A 25,002-nucleotide genomic window follows, 5' to 3' on the forward strand; every position below is an offset into this window, starting at 1 on the left:
AACACTGCCACAGTAGGAGCTGCCGAAGGCTGCGATCTTTTGACTTTGATTGTTAAAAACAAGATCAAAAGATCGCAGCCTTCGGCAGCTCCTACAGGGGATTAGCGGGGAATCAGTGGCCATGAAAAAGCCCGAGGCCATCGCTGGCCCCGGGCTTTTTTACAGCCGCCGAAAAGCTTACTCGGCGAGGATCTGACCCACGGTCGGGTCCTTGAACAAACGGGTCAAGGCGTCGCTCAACACGTCGCTGACCAGTTTGGTGTTGGTTTCCTGGTTCGGCGCCATGCCGAAACGCTGGTCCAGCGAAGCGCCGTAGCGGCCGCTGTAGCGACGGTTGCCGCTCTGCACGTCGGAACGGAAGGTCGCGCCGATGGTGGCCTCGGTCACGTACATGCCTTCTTTCGGCGACTGGTACTTCAGCTCGGTCAGGGTCACGGTCAACTGCGGCGCGTTCATCGCGTTGCTGGTCGGGGTGAAGCCGAGCAGACGCACGGCAGCTTCGGCCTGAGCCTGCAACTTCGGCAGGATCTGCTCGCGCTGTACGGTGATGGCGCTGGTTTCCGGGTACAGGCCACCACGGGTGCCGAGGGTTGGCGACGGACGACCGTCAACCACGCGCACCACCACTTGCTGGCCATGGCCGACCGGCGCCAGCTGCGTGGTCAGCTTCGGTTCCGGGCTCAGTTGTTGCGGGCTGTGGGCGCAGCCAACCAGGGTCAAACTGGTCACAGTGATCAAACCGAACAACAGGCGTTGCAACATGCTCTTTTCTCCAGAATCAGGCACAAACAGGCCGGCAGTATAGCGGTGGGCCACTGTGGGTAACCAGCACTCGACAGTGAATACTGAAATGTCTGACAAACCCTTGGCAAAGCGGTTCCTGTCACAGATTGTTCACCGCCCATACACCTCGGCGTCACGGCCGCTTGGCAAGCTTCAAACCAGTCCTCCCACAAGGTACTCGGCCATGCGCTATCTGATCTCGTTGTTTGCCCCACGCCCGCTGCACCGCAGCTTTGCCCTGCTCGATCGCAACGGTCACTGCCAGGCCTTCAAACAGTGCAGCCTCAAGCCAATGGGCGACGGTTGGGTGGAAATCGAAGAAATCCGCCTCAACTGGCTGCACCAGCCGCTGCCGGCCAGCGCCCGGGTCATCGAGCCACAGCCTCGCGCACGTGCCCAGGCGATGTTGAGCATCTGACCGGATGCTTAATAAAAGTCATTAAACTCGACCAACTGCCCGCATTTCTTCGATACAATCTCCCCCCGATTATAAGGACGTCTCCTGATCGGGCCCCGCAACATCGTCAATGCCCCGGCATTGGCACTCAAAATCGCCCACAGAGAGCCGCCCACACAGATCGAGTGAAGTTGGCGCGCTTGCCTGTTCTTCCGGCAAAACCCCGCTTTTCGCGAATCTGCAGAGCTGTCATACGCTCGGCCACCGCGTTGTTTTGCCCTTGCGGGCACGGTGCCAGGCTGGGACAGCCCTTTTTTGAGGTTCACGTCTTCAAAAGAGCGTGAAAAAAACGGGTTTTCACAACTTCACAAGAGTGTGGCGAGCAAATGAATAGTTTTGCGTCTGAACATGCACCATTAGCGTCTGAAACAGCCCAACGACACAGGACCGGGGATACCTCGAACATCGGAGCCTGAAGCCTGTCCGCTACGGATTTGGTTGCACAAAACGGATGTCTCGACCATAAGTCGAATTGCCAGCCGCGTGCTGAAATGAGTTCATGTGACTCTTGAAGCCAGGCCGCATGCATCCGTCGAAGTTGCGAAAAATTGCGAAGATTCGGACATGGCGAACCTGGCCATGGGTATCTGGGGCGCAACTGACCTGCCCCGTCACTCCCTGGCAGCCATGCCGACAATTTGGTGCTGCAGATTTTGGAGACGCGTTAAATGGCGCATAACGAAGCAGTCGACGTAGTTCTGGTTGGGGCCGGCATCATGAGTGCCACCCTGGCAGTACTGCTCAAAGAGCTCGACCCGGCGATCAAGCTGGAAGTCGTCGAGCTGATGGATTCCGGTGCGGCGGAGAGTTCCAACCCGTGGAACAACGCCGGTACCGGCCACGCCGGCCTGTGCGAGCTGAACTACACGCCGCAGGCGGCCGACGGCAGCGTCGACATCAAGAAAGCCGTGCACATCAACACCCAGTTCGAAGTGTCCAAGCAGTTCTGGTCGTACCTGACCAAAAAAGGCACCTTCGGCTCGTGCAAATCCTTCATCAGCCCGGTGCCCCACCTGAGCTTCGTCCAGGGCGACAGCGGCGTATCCTTCCTCAAGTCACGCTTCAACGTACTGAGCAAGCACCACGCCTTCGCCGACATGGAATACACCGAAGACAAGGCCAAGATGGCCGAGTGGATGCCGCTGATGATGCCGGGCCGCTCGCCGGATGAAGTGTTGGCCGCCACCCGCGTGATGAACGGCACCGACGTCAACTTCGGCGCCCTGACCAATCAGTTGCTCAAGCACCTGACCAGCGCTCCCGACACCCAGGTCAAATACTGCAAGCGCGTGACCGGCCTCAAGCGTAACGGCAGCGGCTGGACCGTCAGTATCAAGGACGTCAACAGCGGCAACAGCCGTGAAGTCGACGCCAAGTTCGTCTTCCTCGGCGCCGGTGGCGCGGCCCTGCCGCTCCTGCAGGCTTCGGGCATCGAAGAAAGCAAAGGCTTCGGCGGCTTCCCGATCAGCGGCCAGTGGCTGCGTTGCGACAACCCGGAAGTGGTCAAACAGCACCAGGCCAAGGTCTACAGCCAGGCTGCCGTGGGTTCGCCGCCAATGTCCGTGCCGCACCTGGACACCCGCGTGGTCGACGGCAAGAAATCCCTGCTGTTCGGGCCATACGCCGGTTTCACCACCAAGTTCCTCAAGCACGGCTCCTTCATGGACCTGCCGCTGTCGGTTCGCGCCGGTAACATCGGGCCGATGCTGGCGGTGGCAAAGAACAACATGGACCTGACCAAGTATCTGGTCAGCGAAGTGATGCAATCGATGGAGCAGCGCCTGGATTCCCTGCGCCGCTTCTACCCGGAGGCGAAAGCCGAAGACTGGCGCCTGGAAGTGGCCGGCCAGCGGGTACAGATCATCAAGAAAGACCCGAAAAAGGGCGGCGTCCTGCAATTCGGTACCGAACTGGTCGCGGCGAAAGACGGCTCCCTCGCCGCCCTGCTCGGCGCTTCGCCGGGTGCTTCGGTGACCGTTTCGATCATGCTGGAACTGATCGAGAAATGCTTCCCGGCCAAGGCCAAGGGTGAGTGGGCGGCCAAACTGGCAGAGATCTTCCCGGCCCGCGAGAAAGTCCTGGAAACCGATGCTGCGCTGTATCGCAAGATCAACACGCAGAACAACATCGCTCTGGAACTGGTTGAAGAGAGCAGCGAGACCCCAAGCTTCGCTTGATCTCGCGGCATGAAAAACGCCCCGTACTCAGTGAGTGCGGGGCGTTTTTTTATGGCCTTGAAAAGCAAAAGATCGCAGCCTTCGGCAGCTCCTACACAAGGTTTGTGTTCAACCTGTAGGAGCTGCCGAAGGCTGCGATCTTTTGATCTTAGCCGCGAGCTTTTTCTATCAGCTCAATGTACTCGGCCGCATTTCGCTGATCCTTGATCTGGTCAACAAACGTCTGGCCCTGCTCGTCCTTGCCATCGACGTCATAGCCAGCTTCAACGAAGAAGCCCAGGAAGCGCTCGAAGTCATCAATGCGCAGGCCACGGTAAGCCTTGACCAGTTTGTGCAGCGACGGCGAAGTGGCGTCGATCGGCTCGAAATCGAGGAACAGCTTGATCTGCTCATCGCCGATCTCGTCACCAATCACCTGTTTCTTATCTTTACGCATTGCCGACTCCAGCTCGCAGACATTACACGGGGCGGGCAGTTTACCCCTGCCCGGGCGCCGGGCTCAACGCGATCGAACGGCCCCGGTGTGCAAATCCGCCCAGATATGGCCGTTGGCGTAACTGAGGAACTGCACATACACGGTGTCGTTGCGCAGCAGATCGATCACCACCCGGTACTGCGCCAGCGGGTAATACAGCGTCAGGGTTTTGCTCTTGGCGTCGTAGAGCGGCTTTTTCAGGCTTTTGCTTTCGCCATCGAAGTTGAGCAATACCTGGGTGATGGTCGCGCCCTTGTTCAGCGACTTGCCCTTGAGGCGAATCATCAGCGGTGAAGTGACCGGAATCGGCTGCTGGCTGGACTGGCGTTGCGCGCCGATCACCACGGAATAGTCAGTGACCTGCAGCAATTGTTGCTGTTCGGGTTCGGCATCGCGCAGGGTCAGGTCGTCCGGCGGCAGAAATTGACTGTGCATCGGCGCCGGGGCGGCGGCCAGAGGCAGGCTGAGGGTCAGCAACAGGGCGGCAAGGCTGCGGATCAGAAGGCTCATGACAGGCTCCGGAGGCGGGGCCGAGCACTCTAGCATGGGATTAAAAGCAAAAGATCGCAGCGTTCCGCAGCTCTTACAGGTTTACATCAATCCCCTGTAGGAGCTGCCGAAGGCTGCGATCTTTTGATCTTGCTTACATACCTTTAACGGCAAAGATCCCGTTGGCGTTGCGCCAGTAGCCTTTGTAGTCCATGCCGTAACCGAAGATGTAGCGGTCAATGCATGGCAGGCCGACGAAGTCTGCTTTCAGGTCAGGACGCGCCTTGCGGTCGTGATCCTTGTCGATCAGCACGGCGGTGTGCACTTTGCGCGCGCCGGCGTGTTTGCAGAAGTCGATGATCGCGCCCAGGGTGTGACCTTCGTCGAGGATGTCGTCGATGATCAGCACGTCGCGGTCGATGAACGAGACTTCTGGTTTGGCCTTCCAGAACAGGTCGCCACCGCTGGTTTCGTTGCGATAACGGGTGGCGTGCAGGTAGGACGCTTCCAGCGGGAACTGCAGATGAGTCAGCAGCTTGCCGGAGAAAATCAGCCCGCCGTTCATCACGCAGAACACCACCGGATTGGTCTCGGCCAGTTGTTCGTTGATTTGTGCACCGACGCGGGCGATGGCGGCCTCGACTTCAGCTTCGGTGTACAGGCAGTCAGCCTCTCGCATGATTTGACGGATATGCTCGAGATCAGCGGACATGGCGCTCTCCAGGGGGGGAATGTGGGGGGACATGGTTGCGAAAAGCGGGCAAAGGTACGCATCTCGCAGGACCGAATCAAGCTCTTATGGACTAACGTACTGTATGTCCTATAGGACATCACCCTCGGATAGATTAATCTAGGCCGGTTTTTTTGCCCGCCGCCGGAGTTTTTCCATGCCCATCCTCGAGATCCGCCATCCGCTGATCCGCCATAAACTCGGCCTGATGCGCCGCGCTGACATCAGCACCAAGAACTTCCGTGAGCTTGCTCAGGAAGTCGGCGCCCTGTTGACCTATGAAGCTACAAAAGACCTGCCCCTGGAAACCTACGATATTCCAGGTTGGTGCGGCACCGTGTCGGTGGAGAAAATCGCCGGCAAGAAGATCACCGTCGTGCCGATCCTGCGCGCCGGTATCGGCATGCTGGAAGGCGTGCTGAGCCTGATCCCGGGCGCCAAGGTTTCCGCTGTGGGTGTCGCCCGCAACGAAGAAACCCTGCAAGCGCACACCTATCTGGAAAAACTGGTTCCGGAAATCAACGAACGCCTGGCGATGATCATCGACCCGATGCTCGCCACCGGCAGTTCCATGGTTGCGACCATCGACCTGCTGAAAAAGGCCGGTTGCAAGGACATCCGCGCCATGGTGCTGGTCGCCGCACCGGAAGGCATTGCTGCCGTAGAAAAGGCTCACCCGGACGTGACCATCTATACCGCCTCCATTGATGAACGTCTGAACGAACACGGTTACATCATCCCAGGGCTTGGCGATGCCGGTGACAAGATCTTCGGTACCAAGCAGAAGGACGCGTGAGCATGCAGCAAGAGTTCAACGATCCGCTCTGGCGCACGGTGCTGTCCGGTGCCCAGATGCTGTTCGTGGCTTTCGGCGCCCTGGTGCTGATGCCGCTGATCACGGGCCTGGACCCGAACGTGGCACTGTTTACTGCAGGTCTGGGGACGATCCTGTTCCAGATCGTCACCGGGCGTCAGGTGCCGGTGTTCCTGGCGTCGAGCTTTGCGTTCATCACCCCGATCATTCTCGCCAAGGGCCAGTTCGGCCTCGCCGCGACCATGGGCGGCGTGATGGCGGCCGGTTTCGTCTACACCTTCCTGGGCCTTGCCGTGAAGATCAAAGGCACCGGTTTCATTGACCGTCTGCTGCCGCCAGTGGTGATTGGTCCGGTGATCATTTCGATCGGTCTGGCCATGGCGCCGATTGCCGCGAACATGGCGATGGGCAAGGCTGGCGACGGTTCCGAGCTGATCCACTACCAGACCGCAATGTTGATCTCGATGCCGGCGCTGCTGACCACGTTGATCGTGGCGGTGTTCGGCAAAGGCATCTTCCGTCTGGTACCGATCATTTCCGGTGTGCTGGTCGGTTTTGCCATGTCGTTCTATTTCGGCGTGGTCGATACCGCGAAGATTGTCGCAGCGCCATGGTTTGCGCTGCCGCACTTCACCGCCCCCGAGTTCAACTGGCAGGCGATCCTGTTCATCGTCCCCGTGGCCCTTGCGCCGGCGATCGAGCACATCGGCGGCGTGATTGCCGTGGGTAGCGTGACCGGTCGTGACTATCTGAAGAAGCCTGGTCTGCATCGCACTCTGCTGGGTGACGGCATCGCCACCACGGCCGCCGGCCTGTTTGGCGGCCCGCCGAACACCACCTACGCCGAAGTGACCGGCGCGGTGATGCTGACCAAGAACTACAACCCGAAAATCATGACCTGGGCGGCGATCTTCGCCATCACCCTGGCGTTCATCGGCAAGTTCGGTGCGCTGCTGCAAAGTATTCCGGTGCCGGTGATGGGCGGGATTCTGTGCCTGTTGTTCGGTTCGATCGCCGCAGTGGGGATGAACACCCTGATCCGTCACAAGATCGATCTGGGCGAAGCGCGCAATCTGGTGATCGTGTCGGTGACCCTGGTATTCGGTATCGGCGGTGTGCTGGTCGGCACCGGCACCGGTCCGGACGACTTCGGCCTCAAAGGCATCGCGCTGTGCGCGGTGGTGGCGATTGCGTTGAACCTGATTCTGCCGGGCAATGATGGCTGGAAGAACAAGAAGGCGGATGAGCCGCTGATTTAAGGCCTGAAGATTTTTATTGCCTGACAGATAGCTATCGCGAGCAGGCTCACTCCTACAAGGTCAACGCAATACCTGTAGGAGTGAGCCTGCTCGCGATTTGCTTTTAGAGGGCCAGTGGCGCTCGCTCGCACAGGGTCGCCAACGCCTTCGCCCATTGCGGGTCGTCATTCAGGCACGGCACCAGTACCAACTCCTCGCCCCCCGCTTCGCGGAACTGCTCCTTGCCGCGATCACCGATCTCTTCCAGAGTCTCGATGCAATCGGCGACAAACGCCGGACACATCACCAGAATCTTTTTCACCCCGCTTTTCGCCAGCTCATCGAGCCGCGCCTCGGTGTAGGGTTCGATCCACTTGGCCCGCCCCAGCCGCGACTGAAACGACACCGACCATTTGCCATCGGCGATGCCCGCGCGCTTGGCGAACTCCGCCGCCGTGCGCAAGCACTGGGCGCGGTAACAGGTCGCGAGGACTGCCGGCGAAGCATTCTTGCAGCAATCCTCGTTTTTGAAGCAGTGATAACCGGTCGGATCGAGCTTGGTCAGGTGCCGCTCCGGCAAGCCGTGGAAGCTCAGCAGCAAGTGATCGTAGTCCTGCTGCAAATGCGGTTTGGCACTGGCGACCAAGGCGTCGAGGTATTCCGGCTGATCGTAAAACGGTTGCAGCACCGAGAGCTGTACATCGAGTTTCTTCTCGCGGATCACCCGTTTGGCTTCTTCGATCACCGTGGTGGTGGTGCTGTCGGCGAACTGTGGATAAAGCGGTGCCAGGGTGATGCGCTTGTGCCCCGTAGCGACCAAGTGCAGCAACTTCGTCTCAATCGACGGCTCGCCATAACGCATGGCCAGTTCCACCGGGCCGTGGCTCCACTGCGAGACCATCTGCTGTTGCAGACGACGACTGAGCACCACCAGCGGCGAGCCCTCCTCCCACCAGATCGAGGCGTAGGCATGGGCCGATTGCTCGGGACGCTTGATCAGGATCAGCGACACCAACAGACGCCGCACCGGCCATGGCAGGTCGATCACGTACGGGTCCATCAGAAATTGATTGAGGTAGCTGCGAACATCGGCCACCGAGGTGGAGGCCGGGGAACCCAGGTTGACCAGAAGCAAGGCGTGATCGGTCATGCATCGTCCTATTTCAAAGGCGGCCGGAGAGATCATCCAGGGCCGCGCGCAAATCCGTGAACTGGAAAGTGAAACCCGCTTCCAGCAAGCGTGCCGGCATGGCCCGTTGGCCGCCCAGCAACAGCAATGACATTTCGCCAAGCCCGACTTTCAGCGCCAGCGCCGGCATCGGCATGAACGCCGGACGGTGCAATACGCTGCCCAGCGTCTTGGCAAACTCGCGATTGCGCACCGGTTTCGGCGCGCAGGCATTATAAGGACCGCTCGCCTGATTGCGGTGCAGAAGAAAATCAATCAGGGCGATTTGATCTTCGATATGAATCCATGGCATCCACTGCCGGCCATTGCCCAGAGGCCCGCCCAGGCCGAGTTTGAACGGCAGCAACAACCGCGACAAAAAGCCGCCTTCGGCCGACAGCACCAGCCCGGTACGCACCAGCACCACGCGGATGCCCAACGCTTCGGCACGCTGGGCGGTTTCCTCCCAGGCAATGCACAACTGGCTGGCGAAATCGTCGATCACCGGCGGTGAATCTTCCGTCAGCTCACGCTCACCACCATCGCCGTACCAGCCGATGGCCGAACCGGAAATCAGCAACGCCGGTTTCTGTTCGCGTGTTTCCAGCCAGGCCAGCAAGGTTTCGGTCAGGGTGATGCGGCTGCTCCACAACAACGCCTTGCGCCGATGGGTCCATGGCCGATCAGCAATCGGCGCTCCGGCCAGGTTGATGATCGCGTCCAGCGACTCATCACCGAGGTCCTCTAGACGCGCAATACCGCGCACCTGAGCACCACAGATTTGCGCGACTTTTTCCGGACGCCGACTCCACACCGTCAGTTGATGACCCTGCCCCGACCAGTGCCGGCAGAGCTGACGTCCTATCAAACCAGTACCGCCGGTCAGCAATATGTGCATGACATCTTCCTCGCGTGGCGTTTTACCCGGATCACTAGTCTATTTTTATAAGCAGGGATCTTTTCTATCGGGCAGGCTCTATTGTTTAACCATAGGCCAAGCTGTCAGAACGAGAACGCTAGAAGTTATACCAAAAAACAAAATTGTACAGGTTTCATTCACGGCGTAGTCTGTACAGAAAGGTAAACGAGGCCCCTATGACTGTACCTATCGCAATCATCGGCACCGGCATCGCCGGACTCTCCGCCGCCCAGGCGCTGACAGAGACCGGACATACCGTCCAGCTCTTCGACAAAAGCCGCGGCAGCGGCGGACGCATGTCGAGCAAACGCAGCGACGCCGGTTCGCTGGACATGGGCGCGCAATATTTCACCGCCCGCGACCGGCGCTTCGTCACCGAGGTGCAACGTTGGCAAAGTCTGGGCTGGGTCGCCGAATGGCAACCGCAGCTCTACACCTTTCAGGGCGGCCAGTTGAATCTGTCGCCGGACGAGCAGACCCGCTGGGTCGGCACGCCGCGCATGAGCGCGATCACCCGGGGTTTGCTCAACGGTCTGGAAGTGCACTTCGCCTGCCGCATCACCGAAGTCTTTCGCGGTGAAGAACACTGGCACCTGCAAGACGCCGAAGGTTTCACCCACGGCCCCTTCAGCCATGTCGTGATCGCCACCCCGGCACCGCAGGCCACTGCCTTGCTGGCCGCCGCACCGAAACTCGCCGGTGCGGCCGCCGGGGTGAAGATGGACCCGACCTGGGCCGTCGCCCTCGCCTTCGACACGCCACTGGATACACCGATCGAAGGTTGCTTCGTGCAGGACAGCCCGCTCGACTGGCTGGCGCGCAACCGCAGCAAACCGGGGCGCGACACTACATGCGATACCTGGGTGCTGCACGCCAGCAGCGCCTGGAGCCGGCAACACATCGACCTGCCCAAGGAAGCGGTGATCGAACAACTGCACGGCGCGTTCGCCGAACTGCTGCACAGCGCCATGCCCGCCCCGACCTTCAGCCTCGCCCACCGCTGGCTCTACGCACGCCCGGCGAGCGGCCACGAATGGGGCACGCTGGCCGATGCCGATCTGGGCCTGTACGCCTGCGGCGACTGGTGCCTGTCCGGGCGCGTCGAAGGGGCCTGGCTCAGCGGCCAGGAAGCCGCGCGCCGCTTGCACGAACACCTGCAGTGAACCGCCTCAACCCGCAAAAACTGCTGCTGTCGAAGTGGACAGCAGCCCACCCGCAAAACCGCGAAAAACATTTTCTGGTAACCGAACTGTTCCGCGACGAGGACGGTACGGTGCTGGAGATCGAGTTGCAGGCGGTGTTGACCAAACGCGCCGAACGCATCGATTGGCAGACGCTGAAGAATAACGATCACTGGCTACTGGGCTGGCAATAGCAACCCTGCAGGAGTGAGCCTGCTCGCGATAACTGAGTGCCAGTCGGCGCAAAGGCTGAATGTCACACCGCTATCGCGAGCAGCCTCACTCCTACAGAAGGTTAGTGGACACCGCAAAAACTTATACAAATCATTTGACTTGTACACGCATGAATCTATGCTGTTAAAAGTTGTACAGAAATAATCTCCTGTACAGGAATAGATTCGAGGTGTGCATGTCCGACCTTTCTGTCTCCCGGCCCAAAATCGCCATCAGCGCCTGCCTGATGGGCGCCGAAGTGCGCTACAACGGTGGGCACAAGGAATCGCGGCTGTGCAGCCGCACCCTTGCCGAGTATTTCGAATTCGTCCCGGTATGCCCCGAAGTCGCCATTGGCCTGGGCATCCCTCGCGAGCCGATCCGGCTGGTCGGGGATCCGGACACTCCCAAAGCCGTCGGCACCGTCAACCCGCAAGTCAATGTCACGGAACCGCTGGCCGCCTATGGGCAGAAAATGGCCGGCGAGCTCAATGACATCTGCGGCTACATCTTCATGCAGCAATCGCCGTCGTGCGGTCTGGAACGGGTCAAGGTCTATCACGCCAACGGCGCCCCGGTGAACGGCGGCGGTCGGGGCATCTATGCCCAGGCGTTCTGTGCCCGACACCCGGACCTGCCGGTGGAAGAAGCCGGACGCCTCAACGACCCGGTGCTGCGGGAAAATTTCATCACCCGCGTACTCGCCTACAGCGCCTGGCAACAGGTGCTCGCACAAGGCTTGAGCCGCCGCGCACTGACCGAATTCCACTCGCGTTACAAATACCTGCTGATGGCCCACAACCCGGAGCAGTACAAGGCGCTGGGCAAACTGCTGGGCAACATGGGCCAGACCGATCCGGTCGAACTCGGCCCGCGCTACTTCAGCGAGCTGATGGTGGCGTTGAAGAAATGCGCCACCCGCCGCACCCACAGCAATGTGCTGCAACATATAAGCGGTTATCTGAAGCAAGCAATCAGCAGCGAAGACAAACAGGAAGTGCTGCATGTCATCGGCCAGTACCGACACGGCATCGTGCCGCTGGTGGTGCCGTTGACGTTGCTCAAGCATCATTTTCGGCAACACCCGGATCCGTACATTGCGCAACAGGTGTACCTGCAGCCGCATCCGGAAAACCTCAGCCTGCGAAACGCCATTTGATGAACGAGACCCTCGACACCAGCGCCCGGGAAGACCTCGGCGCCGACTTCAAGAAAGCCCTCGACGAGGGCTGGCTGCCGATCCGTGAAGTCGCGCGCCAGACAGGCGTCAACGCCATCACCCTGCGCGCCTGGGAGCGCCGTTACGGGCTGATCGTGCCGCAACGCACACCCAAGGGCCATCGCCTGTACTCCAGCGAACATGTGCAACGGATCCTGACCATCCTCACCTGGCTCAACCGGGGCGTGGCGGTCAGTCAGGTCAAACCGCTGCTCGACACCCCGCAAGCCTTTACCGAAACGGTGGAAAACGACTGGCAGCGCCTGCGTCAGACCCTGCTCAACGCCGTCACCCAGCTCAACGAGCGCAACCTCGACGACAGCATCAACCAGGCCATGGCCCTGTATCCGCCACGCACCTTGTGCGAGCAATTGCTGCTGCCGCTGCTGGCCGAACTCGAGCAGCGCTGGCAGGGCCAGTTCGGTGCACAGATGGAGCGGGTATTCTTTTATTCGTGGTTACGCAGCAAATTCGGCGCACGCATCTACCATAACAATCGACAGTTACACGCTGCGCCCCTGCTGTTGATCAATCACTCGGACCTGCCACTGGAACCACACCTGTGGCTATGCGCGTGGCTGATCAGCAGTGCCGACTGCCCGGTACAAGTATTCGACTGGCCGCTACCGGCCGGAGAACTGGCACTGGCGGTCGACCATCTGCAAGCGCGTGGCGTACTGCTGTATTCCAGCAAGGCGATGAACCTGGCGCAGCTGCCAAAACTGCTGCATGGCGTCAGTGCTCCGACAATGCTGGTCGGACCAACGGTATGCATCCACCAGACCGAGTTGTCCGTAAGAACAAGTGAGATCGCTGATTTGATCCTGGCCGAAGATCCGCTCTCGGCACATCAGGTACTCGTTCAGCGTGGGCTGATTTAATGGAAACCGCGATGCAATTGATCTGGCTGCGCAGCGACCTGCGCCAACATGACAACACCGCCCTCGCGGCCGCCGCAGCGCGCGGGCCGACGGTTGCCGTGTATCTGTTGAGCCCACGGCAGTGGCTGGAGCATGACGATGCCGCGTGCAAGGTCGATTTCTGGCTGCGCAATCTGCGTGAACTGAGCAGCGCCCTCGGCGAGCTGAACATCCCGTTGCTGATCCGCACCGCTGACCATTGGGATCAGGCCCCGGCGGTGCTAGCCGAGCTTTGCCGGCAACTGAACGTCGAAGCGGTGCACGTCAACGAAGAATACGGCGTCCACGAAAGCCATCGCGATGCGGCGGTTGCCCAGGCCCTGAAAACCACAGGCATCGCCTTTCACAGTTACCTTGACCAACTGCTGTTCAAGCCCGGCACGGTACTGACCAAGACAGAGACCTACTTTCAGGTGTTCAGCCAGTTCCGCAAGGTCTGCTACGAACGCCTGCACCGCTCGGTGCCCGGGCTGATCAAAGCACCCGGCAAACAGGCGAAGCTGAACATCGACAGCGATCCGGTGCCTGCATCCGTCGAAGGTTTTGCAGCGCCGAGCGAATCATTACGCGCCCTGTGGCCTGCTGGCGAACAGCAAGCCCGGCGCCGACTCGACACCTTCGCCGACGCGCAGATCGACTACTACCAGAGCGAACGCGACTTCCCGGCCAAGCCCGGCACCAGTCAACTCTCGGCCTATCTGGCCGCCGGGGTGATCTCGCCGCGCCAATGCCTGCACGCCGCGCTGCAAAGCAATCAGGGCGAGTTCGACAGCGGCAAGGTCGGCGCGGTGACCTGGATCAACGAGCTGCTGTGGCGCGAGTTCTACAAGCACATTCTGGTCGGCTATCCACGGGTCTCGCGCCATCGCGCGTTTCGCCCGGAAACCGAGGCTGTGGCCTGGCGCAACGCGCCGGACGAACTGGCCGCGTGGCAAGAGGCACGCACCGGTTTGCCGATCATCGATGCGGCCATGCGCCAACTGCTGGAGACCGGCTGGATGCACAATCGCCTACGGATGGTGGTGGCGATGTTCCTGACCAAAAACCTGCTGATCGACTGGCGAGAAGGCGAGCGTTTTTTCATGCGTCACCTGATCGACGGCGATCTGGCGGCGAACAACGGCGGCTGGCAGTGGAGCGCTTCGACCGGCACCGATTCGGCACCGTATTTCCGCATTTTCAACCCGCTGAGCCAATCGGAAAAATTCGACAGCGAAGGCCTGTTCATCAAGCACTGGTTGCCTGAGCTGGCCGGCCTGAACAAAAAGGAAGTACACAACCCGGCCAGCGTCGGCGGACTGTTCGGCGTTGCGGATTATCCGGCGCCGATCGTCAATCTCGGGGCTTCGCGCGAACGCGCGCTGGCGGCCTTCAAGAATCTGCCGTCGCGCTCGTCCATGGGAGAGGTCCATGAGTGAATTCCTGCGCCGCTTCGCCCGCCAGTTTGCCGAGTTGGACAAAGACAACCTGCAGCGTCTGGGCGAGCTTTACAGCGATGACATTCACTTCACCGACCCACTGCATGAAGTGCAAGGGCTGGCGCAACTGCGCCATTACTTCAGCGAGCTGTACGCCAACGTCAGCGAGCTGCGCTTCGACTTCCACGGCTTCGACCAGATCGGCGACTGTGAAGGTTACCTGCGCTGGGTCATGAGTTACCGTCACCCGCGCCTGGCGGGTGGCCGATTGATTCGCGTCGCCGGGTGTTCGCACCTGCTGTGGCGCGATAAGGTTTATCGCCACCGGGACTACTTCGATGCCGGGGCCATGCTGTATGAACATTTACCCGTATTGGGCCGCGTGATCGCTTGGCTGAAAAGGAGAATGGGATGAGTCGTACACCTCCACGGCGTTATTGGCTGACCGGTGCCAGCAGTGGCATCGGTGCAGCACTGGCCGAAGAGATTCTGAAAAGCGGCGCGCATCTGGCCGTCAGTTCGCGGCAAGTGGCACCGCTCAAAGTGCTGTCGCAACGCTATCCGGGGCAAGTGCTGGTGGTGGCGGGCGATTTGACCAACAGTCAGACCGTGCGCGAAATCGGTCAGCAGATCGAACGGGCCTGGGGCTCGCTCGACAGCGTGATCCTCAATGCCGGCACCTGCGAATACGTTGACGCCCGACAGTTCGACGCGTCGATCATCGAACACGTGGTGCGCACCAACCTGCTCGCCAGCAGTTACTGCATCGAAGCCGCCCTGCCGCTGCTGCGCAACGGCACCACGCCGCATCTGGTCGGGATGGCCAGCTCCGTGACCTACCTGCCGCTGCCTCGGGCCGAAGCCTATGGCGCGTCGAAGGCCGGGCTGCGCTACCTGTTTGAATCGCTGCGTATCGATCTCGCCATCGAGGGCATGGATGTCACGATCATCAGTCCAGGCTTCGTCGAAACCCCACTGACCGCCAGAAACGACTTCCCGATGCCGCTGAGCTGGCCTGCGGATAAAGCCGCACGGCACATCTTCGCCAAGCTCAAGGATCGCCCTCTGGAAATCGCTTTTCCGGCGCTGTTCATGGCGGCGTTGTGGCCACTGTCGATACTGCCCGACCGCCTGCAACTGGCGATTGGCAAGCGCATGGTGCGCAGCAGTCCGCCGCTGCGGGATCCAACGTGAAAATCGCCATTGTCGGCAGCGGAATCGCGGGCCTGACCTGCGCCTACCTGCTCAATCGCCGACACGACGTCACGGTGTTCGAGGCCAGCGACTGGGTCGGCGGCCACACGCACACCGTGCAGGTGACCGTCGATGGCCGCCCCTATAGCGTGGACACCGGCTTCATCGTGTTCAACGACTGGACTTATCCGAACTTCATCCGTTTGCTCGGCCAGCTCGGCGTGTCGTTCAAACCGACCGAAATGAGCTTTTCGGTGACCGACCCGGACACGGGCCTGGAATACAACGGCAACAACCTCAACAGCCTGTTCGCCCAGCGTCGCAACCTGCTGTCGCCGGGGTTCTGGGGCATGTTGCGCGACATCCTGCGTTTCAATAAAGAGGCCCAGCGCGACCTCGCCGAACAACGGATCGGCGCCGACACCACGCTCGACGATTACCTCAAGGCCGGCGGTTATGGCGAACGCTTCATTCTGCATTACATCGTGCCGATGGGGTCGGCGATCTGGTCGATGCCGATGGCCGAGATGCTCAATTTCCCGCTGCAGTTCTTCGTGCGGTTCTTCAAGAACCATGGCCTGTTGTCGGTCAGTGATCGTCCGCAATGGCAAGTGATCGAGGGCGGCTCCAGCGCTTATGTTGCGCCGTTGACTGCTGCGTTCAACGATAAAATCCGCCTCAGTTGCCCGGTGACCCGCATCGATCGCGACGAGCACGGCGTGGTTATCCACAGCCCGGCCGGCATCGAGCGTTTCGACAAAGTGGTGCTCGCCTGCCACAGCGATCAAGCCCTGCAATTGCTGGCCATCCCCAGCCAGGCAGAACGGACGATTCTCGGTGCCCTGCCCTACGCCGACAACGAAGTGGTGCTGCACACCGACACCCGCCTGCTGCCCTCGCGCAAACTGGCCTGGGCCAGTTGGAACTATCGCTTGAGCGGCGCCGGCCATACGCATGCGGCCGTCACCTACGACATGAACATCCTGCAGGGGATTGCGAGCGACACCACGTTCTGTGTCAGCCTCAACCAGAGCGCCGGCATCAGCCCGTTCAAGGTGCTCGCCAAATACACCTACGCCCACCCGCAATTCAGCCTCGCGGCGCTAGCGGCACAGAACCGTTGGGCCGAACTGGACGGCCAGCAACACACCCACTTCTGCGGCGCCTACTGGGCCAACGGTTTTCATGAGGACGGCGTGGTCAGCGCGTTACGCGTGGCGGCCGCGTTCGGGGAAAGCTTATGAACAGCGCGCTGTACAGTGGCTGGATCGGCCATCGGCGCTTTGCGCCCAGACGCCATGAATTCCGTTACCGGATCGGTCTGCTGTACCTCGACCTGGCCGAGCAGGACGCCGTGTTCGAGCTGTCGGCGCTCGCCAGTCGCAGCCGCTTTGCGCCGTTTTCGTTTCGCGAAACCGACTACCTGAAAACCTTCACTGGCAGCGGCATGCGCCTGATCGATGCGGTGCGCCAACAGGTCGGCGCCGCCCTCGGCCATCAGCCGCAAGGTTCAGTCTGCCTGCTGACCCAACCGCGCAGTTGGGGCCTGGCCTTCAATCCGGTGAGCTTCTTTTATTGCCACGAGGCCGACGGGCAACTGGCGGCGATCCTCTGTGAAGTGACCAACACGCCGTGGCGTGAGCGTTATCACTACGTGCTGCCGGCCCGCGCACCGGTCAATCTGCAGGACTTTCACCAGCACTTCGCGGTGGCCAAGGCTTTTCACGTCTCGCCGTTCCTGCCGCGCGATCTTGAGTACCGCATGAGTTTCAGTCCGGCCGCGCAGAACCTCGGCGTGCACATGGCCGACTGGCAGGGCGAGCAAAAACTGTTCGACGCCACGCTGAACCTGCAGCGCGAGCCCCTCGACCGCCGCAGCCTGCACCGCTACTTGTGGCGTTTTCCGTGGATGACCGCGAAAACCGCTCTGGCGATTTATTGGCAAGCCCTGCGCCTGTTGCTCAAGCGCGCACCGATTTTTGCTCATCAGGCTGCCGAGGGCAGCTTTCAAACTGCCACTGTGCCGCCCAAGGAGCAGCGCCATGAAATCCTCTAGCCTGTCAGTCAATCGCTTTAACACCAACGGTTTGACCGGCTCGCTGCTGCGGCGCGGCGTGCTGCGCCAATTGGGCCAACTCAAGCACGGCCAATTGCTGCTGATCGAGGACGGCGAACAAATGCTGTTCGGTACTCCGGGCAGTGCGTTGCTGGGCGAAATCCACATACAGGACCCGGCCGCCTGGGGCATGGTCGCCAGCAACGGCTCGATCGGCGCGGGCGAGGCGTTCATTCATGGCTACTGGAGCTCACCGGACCTGACCGCCGTGGTGCGGGTGTTCGTCAGCAATCTTGAAGTACTGGATGCGATGGAGGGCGGTCTGGCCCGCCTCAGCCGGCCGCTGGTGCAAGGTTTGCATTGGCTCAACCGCAATACGCGCAAGGGTTCGCAGAAAAACATTGCCGCGCACTATGATCTGGGCAACGACCTGTTCGAACAGTTTCTCGACCCGACCATGATGTATTCGGCAGCGCAATTCCTCACCCCCGAGGACAGCCTGGAACAGGCACAACTGAACAAACTGGAACGGATCTGCCAGAAACTCGCGCTCAAACCCAGTGATCACCTGCTGGAAATCGGTACCGGCTGGGGCAGCATGGCGCTTTACGCCGCACAGCATTACGGTTGCCATGTCACCACCACGACGCTGTCGAAAGAGCAGTACGCGTTTACCGCCCGGCGCATCGAGGCGCTGGGGTTGCAGGAGCGGGTGACGCTGCTGCTCAAGGACTACCGCGACCTCACCGGTGAGTACGACAAACTGGTATCGATCGAGATGATCGAAGCGGTCGGTCATCGCTTCCTGCCGACTTACTTCAAGCAGTGCGCGCACCTGCTCAAGAGCAACGGCCTGATGCTGTTGCAGGCGATCACCATCCGCGAGCAGCGTTATGAACAGGCACGGCGCGGCGTCGATTTCATCCAGCGTTACATCTTCCCCGGCGGCGCCCTGCCCTGCGTGCAGAAAATGCTGGAGATCGTCAGCCGTGACACCGACATGAACCTGCTGCACATGGAAGATTTCGGCCTGCATTACGCCCGTACCCTGCGCCTGTGGCACGAGAACTTCCGGCGCGCCCATGGCCGGTTGAGCGAGTTGGGTTACGACGATTACTTCCTGCGGCTGTGGGAGTTTTACCTGTGCTACTGCGAAGGCGGGTTCCTGGAACGCACCATCGGCACCGCACAATTGCTCCTGGCCAAACCGGCAGCGATGCCCGCGCCGCTGCTCGGGCGCTTCGATGCTTGAGCGACTGGCCAATGCCGTGCTGTTTCAGGTCGGCTGGCTGGCCTGTGTCATCGGCGGCAACAGTCTGTGGTTGTTGTTGGCGCTGGCGGTGCTGGTGATCCATCTGGGCTGGATCAGCAGTTGGGCGGTGGAAGGTCGTTTGATCCTCAGCGTAGTGATTGTCGGCACGGCGGTGGACAGCCTATTGCGCGCTGCCGGCGTGTTCGCATTTCAAGACCTGTCACCCCTGATTCCGCTGTGGCTGATGCTGCTCTGGGCCTTGCTCGCCACCACCCTGCGCCACTGCCTGCAATGGAGCGCCCGGCCATGGTGGCTGGCCAGCGCACTCGGTGCGGTGGGCGGTGCGTTGTCTTACTACGGGGGCGGACGCCTGGCCGGGGTGCAATTTCCTTACGGCGAATGGCCGACGCTGATCGGCATCGGTCTGCTGTGGGCGCTGCTGTTTCCGTTATTGCATGCCATGGCGCGGCGTCTGAGCCACTGAGCGTCTGTCAGGCCTTTCACACAGCCAACGGCCACTGCCTTACACTGCCGCCATGAAAACCATTCCCCACCATCAAATCGCCGAACCTGCGGTCACCTGCTCAACCTGCGCAGCGTGCTGCTGTCAGCTCGAAGTGATGCTGATCACCGACACCGGCGTGCCTGAGCGCTTTATCGATACCGATGAGTGGGGCGGAGAAGTCATGCTGCGTCTGGACGACGGCTGGTGCGCGGCGCTGGATCGCGACAGCATGATGTGCACGATCTACGAGAAACGTCCGCTGATCTGTCGCGAATTCGAAATGGGCGCGCCGGAATGCATTGAAGAACGCAAAGGCATTGCCACGGCCTACCGCTGATTTAAAGCAAAAGATCGCAGCCTTCGGCAGCTCCTGCATGGGAATGATTTCTCCTGTAGGAGCTGCCGAAGGCTGCGATCTTTTGATCTTTTTTACAGCGGCATCGTGTAATGCAGCGAGTAGCTTTCTACACCATCGTTACTGCTGGCCAGGCCGGCGTTGGAATAGTGCGTTGCACGAATCCCGACTTCATGCCCGCCATTAAAGCGCAGACCAAAACCGAAACGGTCTTCGAACTGGAAAGAGCCGCCGAGGTTGTTGTTCTCATAGTGGGTGTTGGAGAACGCTGCCACACCAATCCCCGCTTCAACATACGGTTTGACCGACTGGCCGGCGAACTCGTAAACGAATACCGGCGAGAACGACAGGCTGTTGTTGCTGGAGGTCTTGTCGCCTTCCCAATAGGTGTAAGCACCGCTCCAGTATCCGGTCAGGCGACCGACGTCACTTTGCAGCCAGCTCTTGTCCCAATCGAAATTCATGCCCAGGCGATACGTCATCGTCGAATCGCTGGTCGCACCCACCGCAAACTCGACGCCTGCCGCTTGTGCGGTAAAACTTTGCCCCATCAGTGCAGCCGCAATCGCGGCCAAGCAGAATAGTCGCTTCACGTTGAAACTTCCTTTTCCGGAACGATCGTTTGGTTTTCTAAGTAACTCAGCCGTATAGAAATCAGCGCTTGATCAGAAGTTCAGCTGACTTTTTAGATATTTCACACTTTTTTTACAAGGTGAATTTTTCGACGTCACCGGCAACTTGGCCCAGCAGGGGCAGGGTCTTGCGAAAGGACTCGGGGTTGGCGCTGGTCCAGAATCTGACCGGGCGGTTCGGCCCCTCGGCGAGCAGGTCTCGTTCGGCCAGCAGCCGCTGCAATTGGCGGGCAACGGCGGCACCGGTGTCGATCAGACTGATGCTCTCGGGGATCATCGTCTTGAGCATCGGCTTGAGAAACGGATAGTGGGTGCAGCCCAGGATGATCGTGTCGCAACCGTTGGCCAGCAGCGGATCGACATAGTGTTTGAGCAATGCGCGCAACTCGGCGCTGTGCAGATCACCGCTTTCAATCAGCTCAACCAGACCGGGACACGGCTGGGTGATGACTCGCACATCCGTGGCGAACCGGTCGAGCAACGCGGCGAACTTGGCGCTCTGCAACGTGCCGGTGGTGGCGAGCACGCCGACCACGCCACTACGAGTGGCGGCGGCAGCGGGTTTGACCGCCGGCTCCATGCCAACGATCGGCCAGTCGGGAAAATCCCGGCGCAGATCGGCAACAGCCGCCACCGTGGCGGTGTTGCAGGCAATGACCAGGGCCTTGGCACCCTGCTCGCGGAAAAATCCGGCCATCACGTTACAACGCTGGCGGATGAACTCGGGGGATTTCTCGCCGTAGGGAATGTGCCCGCAATCGGCGAAATACAGCAGTGACTCATGGGGCAGCAAACGCTGGATCTCGGCCAATACCGACAAGCCGCCGACACCGGAATCGAACACCGCGATCGGTGCTTCACGCATGGTTCGAACCACAGACACTGCAACCCGGGTCGCGCTTGACCCGCAATTCACGGAAGCGCGAGCCCAAGGCATCGATCAGCAGCAAGCGACCCACCAGCGGTTCGCCGAAGCCGACCAGCACCTTCAACGCTTCCAGCGCCTGCAGACTGCCGACCAGCCCTACCAGTGGCCCGACCACACCGGCTTCGCTGCAGGTCAGCTCGGCCTCGCTGCCATGCCCGTACAGGCAGTGGTAGCACGGACTTTCCGGGCGGCGCGGGTCAAACACCGACAACTGCCCTTCCAGGCGAATCGCCGCACCACTGACCAAGGGTTTGCACGCCGCCACGCAGGCGGCGTTGACCGCTTCGCGGGTGGAGAAATTGTCGGAGCAGTCGAGCACCAGATCCACCGCTGTCACCGCGGCGGCCAGCGAGTCCGCGTCCAGCGCCTGGCGATGGGCAACCAGTTGAATCTCGGGATTGATCGCGCTCAGACGCTTGAGCGCCGAGTCGACCTTGCTCATGCCGACGCTGTCGGTGTCATGGATGATCTGGCGTTGCAGGTTGGTCAGATCGACCGTGTCGAAATCCGCCAGGTGCAGCTCACCGACACCGGCCGCTGCCAGATACAGCGCAACCGGCGCGCCGAGACCGCCAAGGCCGACGATCAGCACGCGGCTGTCCTTGAGCTTCAGTTGCCCGTCGATATCGATGTGTTGCAGCAGAATCTGCCGGCTATAGCGCAGCAATTCCTGATCATTCAGCACGGCAGACGCCCCAGGCTGATCCGTTGATGGCCGCCCAGATCGGTACGGCTGTGGACTTCTTCGAAACCGTGGGTCAGCAACAGATCGCGCACGGCCTCGGCTTGATCATAGCCGTGTTCGAGCATCAGCCAGCCACCGGCTTCAAGATGGCCCGGGGCCTGGGCGACGATCAGGCGCAGATCGTCGAGCCCGTCGACACCGGCGACCAGTGCGCTGGCCGGTTCGAAGCGCACATCGCCTTCGACCAGATGCGGGTCGGCGGCAGCGATGTACGGCGGGTTGCTGATAATCAGATTGAAGCGCTGGCCTTCGAGAGCGCTGAACCAGTGGCTGTTCAGCACCGTGGCGTTGCTCAGATTCAAGCGCTGGCGATTGCGTTCGGCGAGGGCCACGGCCTCCAGCACGCGATCCACCGCCGTGACCTTCCACGCCGGGCGTTCACTGGCCAGGGCCAGGGCAATCGCGCCGCTGCCGGTGCCCAGATCAAGAACTGTCGCCGGCGTTGCCGCCAGCAGTTCCAGCGCGGCTTCGACCAGCAATTCAGTGTCGGGACGTGGAATCAGGGTGTGCGGCGCGACTTCCAGGTCGAGTTTCCAGAAACCCTGCTGACCGAGGATGTAGGCCACCGGCTCACCGCTGCGACGTCGCTGCAGGTACTCGGTAAAAACCAGCACCGCTTCGCTGGGCACAATGCGCTCAGGCCAGGTGTGCAGGAAACTGCGCGGTTTGCCCAGTGCCGCCGCCAGCAGCAACTCGGCATCCAGACGCGCCGTGGGCGAGTCCGGCAGTTCGGCGGCGCGCAACAGGCTGGCAATGATGGTCATTTATTCACCTATCGCTGCAAGTTGGTCGGCCTGGTACTCGGCCAGCAAAGGCTCGATCACCGCTTCAACGCCACCGGCGAGAATTTCGTCAAGGGAGTACAGGGTCAGGTTGACGCGATGGTCTGTGACCCGGCCCTGGGCAAAGTTGTAAGTACGGATGCGCTCGGAACGATCACCGGAACCGACGAGCAATTTACGCTCGCTGGCAATCGCATTGGCCGCCGCAGCGGTCTGCTGATCGTTGAGCTTGGCCGCCAGCCACGCCATCGCCCGCGCACGGTTCTTGTGCTGGGAACGTTCTTCCTGACACTCGACGACGGTGCCGGTCGGTATGTGGGTGATGCGGATCGCCGAGTCGGTGGTGTTGACGTGCTGACCACCGGCCCCGGAGGAGCGGTAGGTGTCGACGCGCAAATCCGCCGGGTTGATCTCGATGGCTTCGCGCTCGTCCGGCTCGGGCAACACCGCCACGGTGCAGGCCGAGGTGTGGATACGGCCCTGGGATTCGGTAGCGGGTACACGTTGTACGCGGTGCGCGCCGGATTCGAATTTCAGCTTGCCGTAAACGTTGTCGCCTTCAATGCGGGCGATGACTTCTTTATAGCCACCGTGTTCGCCTTCGTTTTCCGACAGGATTTCCACGCGCCAGCCACGACGCTCGGCGTAACGCGAGTACATGCGGAACAGGTCGCCAGAGAAGATCGCCGCCTCGTCGCCACCAGTGCCGGCGCGGATTTCGAGGAACACGTTGCGCCCGTCGTTCGGATCTTTGGGCAACAACATGCGTTGCAGGTCGGATTCCAGCGTGATCAACAACTCTTTGGCTTCGCGCACTTCTTCCACGGCCATTTCACGCATGTCCGGGTCGCTGTCCTTGAGCAGCGCCTGCGCGCCTTCAAGATCGCTTTGTACGCCGAGCAGCTTTTTATACGCTTGTACGACCGGCTCGAGTTCGGCGTATTCCTTGGAATAGGCACGGAATTTGGTTTGATCGGAAATGACTTCGCCGTCGCCGAGCAACGCGGTCAGTTCCTCGAAACGGTCCTGGAGGATGTCCAGCTTATTGAGCAGTGACGCTTTCATTGCGGTTTTTTATCCGAAAAGCTATCCGGTGAGCCCTCGAGGGCAAAGAGTTCCTGGGCCATGGCCAGCGCATCGAGGCGGCCTTCGGCAGAAAGCTTTTTCAGTTGCACGCTGGGCGCATGCAACAGTTTATTGGTCAGGCCGCGGGCCAGTTGCCCGAGCACCTCTTCGGCGTTGCCGCCGTTGGCCAGCAGACGCAGGGCTTTTTGCAGCTCTTCGTCACGCAGGCGTTCGCTCTGTTGCCGATAGGCCTTGAGCACATCGACCGCCGCCAGCTCACGCAGGCGCACCATGAAATCGTCGGCGCCGACCGAAACCATCTCTTCGGCCGCCTGGGCTGCGCCCTGGCGACTCTTGAGGTTTTCGGCGACCACTTCGTGCAGATCGTCGACGCTGTAGAGGTAAACGTCGTCGAGTTCGCCGACTTCCGGCTCGATGTCTCGCGGTACGGCAATGTCGACCATGAAGATCGGCTTGTGCTTGCGCTGCTTCAGCGCACTTTCCACCGCGCCCTTGCCGAGGATCGGCAACTGGCTGGCGGTCGAACTGATCACGATATCGCTGCGCACCAGCTCCGCCGGAATGTCCGAGAGCAGCACCGCGTGGGCGCCAAACTGCTCGGCCAGCAGGCTGGCGCGCTCCAGCGTACGGTTGGCGACCACGATGCGCTTGACCCCCAGCTCATGCAAATGGCGGGCGACCAGGGTGATGGTCTCGCCGGCGCCGATCAGCAGGGCCTGGCTGCGTTGCAGGTCGCTGAAAATCTGTTTGGCCAGGCTGACCGCGGCAAACGCCACGGACACCGGGTTTTCGCCAATGGCGGTATCGGTGCGCACCTGTTTGGCGGCATTGAACGTCGCTTGAAACAGCCGTCCCAGCAGCGGGCCGATGGTGCCGGCCTCGCGGGCCACGGCGTAGGCCGATTTCATCTGACCGAGAATCTGCGGTTCGCCCAACACCAGCGAGTCGAGCCCGGAGGCGACACGCATCATGTGACGAACTGCCGCATCATCTTCGTGCACATAGGCACTCGCGCGCAGCTCATCGAGGCTTAAATGGTGATAGTCAGCCAGCCAGCGCAGCACGAGATCAGCTGAAAGCTGGTCCTGTTCTATATAAAGCTCACTGCGATTGCAGGTGGAGAGGATCGCAGCTTCGCGGCTGTCGGTGAGTCGGCAGAGCTGCTGCAAGGCCTCAACCAGCTGCTCAGGGGTAAAGGCCACGCGCTCGCGGACGTCTACTGAAGCAGTCTTGTGGTTAATACCGAGTGCAAGGAAGGCCATTCAA

The 25,002-nt window shown here is 60.8% G+C and carries 28 protein-coding genes; 16 read left to right on the forward strand and 12 right to left on the reverse strand.

The genetic code is table 11. The features are described 5' to 3' along the window. Window positions 1-177: 177 nt before the first annotated feature. Entirely contained in the window at window positions 178-762 is a 585-nt protein-coding gene (locus tag KKQ10_RS23255) for a YajG family lipoprotein (protein ID WP_025109324.1), read from the reverse strand. Window positions 763-967: 205 nt separating this feature from the next. Here KKQ10_RS23255 and KKQ10_RS23260 point away from each other — a divergent pair, with 205 nt between their 5' ends. Both KKQ10_RS23260 and mqo read left to right on the forward strand, forming a co-directional pair. After that, entirely contained in the window at window positions 968-1,201 is a 234-nt protein-coding gene (locus KKQ10_RS23260; protein WP_215502369.1) for a hypothetical protein, read from the forward strand. Between the two features lie 707 nt (window positions 1,202-1,908). Next, window positions 1,909-3,417, forward strand: a complete 1,509-nt coding sequence (gene mqo / locus KKQ10_RS23265) for a malate dehydrogenase (quinone) (protein WP_215502370.1) — start codon at window positions 1,909-1,911, stop codon at window positions 3,415-3,417. A gap of 148 nt (window positions 3,418-3,565) precedes the next feature. Here the strand turns inward: mqo and KKQ10_RS23270 are convergent, their stop codons facing one another. The 3 genes from KKQ10_RS23270 to KKQ10_RS23280 form a co-directional block, all read right to left on the reverse strand. Next, complete coding sequence (locus KKQ10_RS23270) at window positions 3,566-3,853, reverse strand: PA4642 family protein (RefSeq protein ID WP_215502371.1); 288 nt, start codon at window positions 3,851-3,853, stop codon at window positions 3,566-3,568. Window positions 3,854-3,916: 63 nt separating this feature from the next. Beyond that, entirely contained in the window at window positions 3,917-4,402 is a 486-nt protein-coding gene (locus KKQ10_RS23275) for a hypothetical protein (RefSeq protein WP_215502372.1), read from the reverse strand. A gap of 133 nt (window positions 4,403-4,535) precedes the next feature. Then, a complete protein-coding gene (locus tag KKQ10_RS23280) occupies window positions 4,536-5,093 on the reverse strand; it encodes a hypoxanthine-guanine phosphoribosyltransferase (protein ID WP_127652380.1) in 558 nt (185 codons plus the stop codon). Between the two features lie 175 nt (window positions 5,094-5,268). Between KKQ10_RS23280 and upp the strand changes: the two genes are divergently transcribed. Together upp and KKQ10_RS23290 are read left to right on the forward strand one after the other, a co-directional pair. After that, entirely contained in the window at window positions 5,269-5,907 is a 639-nt protein-coding gene (gene upp / locus KKQ10_RS23285; RefSeq protein ID WP_064589149.1) for a uracil phosphoribosyltransferase, read from the forward strand. Between the two features lie 2 nt (window positions 5,908-5,909). Further along, entirely contained in the window at window positions 5,910-7,184 is a 1,275-nt protein-coding gene (locus tag KKQ10_RS23290; RefSeq protein WP_215502373.1) for a uracil-xanthine permease family protein, read from the forward strand. 103 nt (window positions 7,185-7,287) lie between these two features. Here KKQ10_RS23290 and hemH read toward each other — a convergent pair whose 3' ends face one another. Both hemH and KKQ10_RS23300 read right to left on the reverse strand, forming a co-directional pair. Continuing rightward, window positions 7,288-8,313, reverse strand: a complete 1,026-nt coding sequence (gene hemH / locus KKQ10_RS23295; RefSeq protein WP_215502374.1) for a ferrochelatase — start codon at window positions 8,311-8,313, stop codon at window positions 7,288-7,290. Between the two features lie 13 nt (window positions 8,314-8,326). Then, entirely contained in the window at window positions 8,327-9,229 is a 903-nt protein-coding gene (locus KKQ10_RS23300; protein WP_127652383.1) for a TIGR01777 family oxidoreductase, read from the reverse strand. Window positions 9,230-9,426: 197 nt separating this feature from the next. Between KKQ10_RS23300 and KKQ10_RS23305 the strand changes: the two genes are divergently transcribed. The 12 genes from KKQ10_RS23305 to KKQ10_RS23360 all read left to right on the forward strand — a co-directional run bounded on the left by KKQ10_RS23305 (window position 9,427) and on the right by KKQ10_RS23360 (window position 19,545). After that, on the forward strand, window positions 9,427-10,413 hold the full coding sequence (locus KKQ10_RS23305) for an NAD(P)/FAD-dependent oxidoreductase (protein ID WP_215502375.1): 987 nt from the start codon (window positions 9,427-9,429) through the stop codon (window positions 10,411-10,413). Then, entirely contained in the window at window positions 10,410-10,625 is a 216-nt protein-coding gene (locus KKQ10_RS23310; protein ID WP_215502376.1) for a TIGR02450 family Trp-rich protein, read from the forward strand. Before KKQ10_RS23305 ends, KKQ10_RS23310 begins: the two co-directional genes overlap by 4 nt. A 215-nt stretch (window positions 10,626-10,840) precedes the next feature. Next, entirely contained in the window at window positions 10,841-11,803 is a 963-nt protein-coding gene (locus KKQ10_RS23315) for a YbgA family protein (protein WP_215502377.1), read from the forward strand. Next, entirely contained in the window at window positions 11,803-12,744 is a 942-nt protein-coding gene (locus KKQ10_RS23320; RefSeq protein WP_215502378.1) for a MerR family transcriptional regulator, read from the forward strand. Before KKQ10_RS23315 ends, KKQ10_RS23320 begins: the two co-directional genes overlap by 1 nt. Window positions 12,745-12,755: 11 nt before the next feature. Then, window positions 12,756-14,201 carry a deoxyribodipyrimidine photo-lyase gene (gene phrB, locus KKQ10_RS23325; RefSeq protein WP_215502379.1) on the forward strand — a complete coding sequence of 482 codons (1,446 nt, stop codon included), beginning with the start codon at window positions 12,756-12,758 and terminating at the stop codon, window positions 14,199-14,201. After that, entirely contained in the window at window positions 14,194-14,616 is a 423-nt protein-coding gene (locus KKQ10_RS23330) for a nuclear transport factor 2 family protein (protein WP_003228136.1), read from the forward strand. Before phrB ends, KKQ10_RS23330 begins: the two co-directional genes overlap by 8 nt. Further along, on the forward strand, window positions 14,613-15,395 hold the full coding sequence (locus tag KKQ10_RS23335; RefSeq protein WP_215502380.1) for an SDR family NAD(P)-dependent oxidoreductase: 783 nt from the start codon (window positions 14,613-14,615) through the stop codon (window positions 15,393-15,395). Before KKQ10_RS23330 ends, KKQ10_RS23335 begins: the two co-directional genes overlap by 4 nt. Next, window positions 15,392-16,639, forward strand: coding sequence for an NAD(P)/FAD-dependent oxidoreductase (locus KKQ10_RS23340; RefSeq protein ID WP_127652390.1), 1,248 nt, complete (start codon window positions 15,392-15,394; stop codon window positions 16,637-16,639). The genes KKQ10_RS23335 and KKQ10_RS23340 overlap by 4 nt, the downstream gene beginning before the upstream one ends. After that, window positions 16,636-17,451, forward strand: a complete 816-nt coding sequence (locus KKQ10_RS23345) for a DUF1365 domain-containing protein (RefSeq protein ID WP_215502381.1) — start codon at window positions 16,636-16,638, stop codon at window positions 17,449-17,451. The genes KKQ10_RS23340 and KKQ10_RS23345 overlap by 4 nt, the downstream gene beginning before the upstream one ends. Then, complete coding sequence (locus tag KKQ10_RS23350; RefSeq protein WP_127652392.1) at window positions 17,438-18,703, forward strand: SAM-dependent methyltransferase; 1,266 nt, start codon at window positions 17,438-17,440, stop codon at window positions 18,701-18,703. The genes KKQ10_RS23345 and KKQ10_RS23350 overlap by 14 nt, the downstream gene beginning before the upstream one ends. After that, the gene (locus KKQ10_RS23355) at window positions 18,696-19,187 is read left to right on the forward strand and encodes a DUF2878 domain-containing protein (protein ID WP_215502382.1); all 492 of its coding nucleotides are present in this window, start codon (window positions 18,696-18,698) and stop codon (window positions 19,185-19,187) included. The genes KKQ10_RS23350 and KKQ10_RS23355 overlap by 8 nt, the downstream gene beginning before the upstream one ends. Before the next feature lie 52 nt (window positions 19,188-19,239). Beyond that, the gene (locus KKQ10_RS23360; RefSeq protein ID WP_127652394.1) at window positions 19,240-19,545 is read left to right on the forward strand and encodes a YkgJ family cysteine cluster protein; all 306 of its coding nucleotides are present in this window, start codon (window positions 19,240-19,242) and stop codon (window positions 19,543-19,545) included. Between the two features lie 92 nt (window positions 19,546-19,637). On the opposite strand, the gene KKQ10_RS23365 is transcribed toward KKQ10_RS23360, so the two are convergent. The 6 genes from KKQ10_RS23365 to hemA form a co-directional block, all read right to left on the reverse strand. After that, window positions 19,638-20,156 (reverse strand): acyloxyacyl hydrolase, encoded by a 519-nt coding sequence (locus KKQ10_RS23365; RefSeq protein ID WP_127652395.1) that lies wholly within the window; start codon window positions 20,154-20,156, stop codon window positions 19,638-19,640. A 112-nt stretch (window positions 20,157-20,268) separates the two neighbouring features. Then, complete coding sequence (gene murI / locus KKQ10_RS23370; RefSeq protein WP_215502383.1) at window positions 20,269-21,060, reverse strand: glutamate racemase; 792 nt, start codon at window positions 21,058-21,060, stop codon at window positions 20,269-20,271. After that, window positions 21,053-21,808: a molybdopterin-synthase adenylyltransferase MoeB gene (locus KKQ10_RS23375; protein ID WP_215502384.1), complete on the reverse strand. Its 756-nt coding sequence runs from the start codon at window positions 21,806-21,808 to the stop codon at window positions 21,053-21,055. Before KKQ10_RS23375 ends, murI begins: the two co-directional genes overlap by 8 nt. Continuing rightward, entirely contained in the window at window positions 21,802-22,632 is an 831-nt protein-coding gene (prmC, locus tag KKQ10_RS23380; protein ID WP_215502385.1) for a peptide chain release factor N(5)-glutamine methyltransferase, read from the reverse strand. The genes KKQ10_RS23375 and prmC overlap by 7 nt, the downstream gene beginning before the upstream one ends. After that, window positions 22,633-23,715 carry a peptide chain release factor 1 gene (gene prfA / locus KKQ10_RS23385; RefSeq protein WP_127652399.1) on the reverse strand — a complete coding sequence of 361 codons (1,083 nt, stop codon included), beginning with the start codon at window positions 23,713-23,715 and terminating at the stop codon, window positions 22,633-22,635. It lies immediately after the preceding gene. Beyond that, entirely contained in the window at window positions 23,712-24,998 is a 1,287-nt protein-coding gene (gene hemA, locus KKQ10_RS23390; RefSeq protein WP_127652400.1) for a glutamyl-tRNA reductase, read from the reverse strand. The genes prfA and hemA overlap by 4 nt, the downstream gene beginning before the upstream one ends. Between the last annotated feature and the right edge of the window lie 4 nt (window positions 24,999-25,002).

Source organism: Pseudomonas sp. MG-9 (assembly GCF_018729515.1).
GTDB lineage: Bacteria > Pseudomonadota > Gammaproteobacteria > Pseudomonadales > Pseudomonadaceae > Aquipseudomonas > Aquipseudomonas serboccidentalis.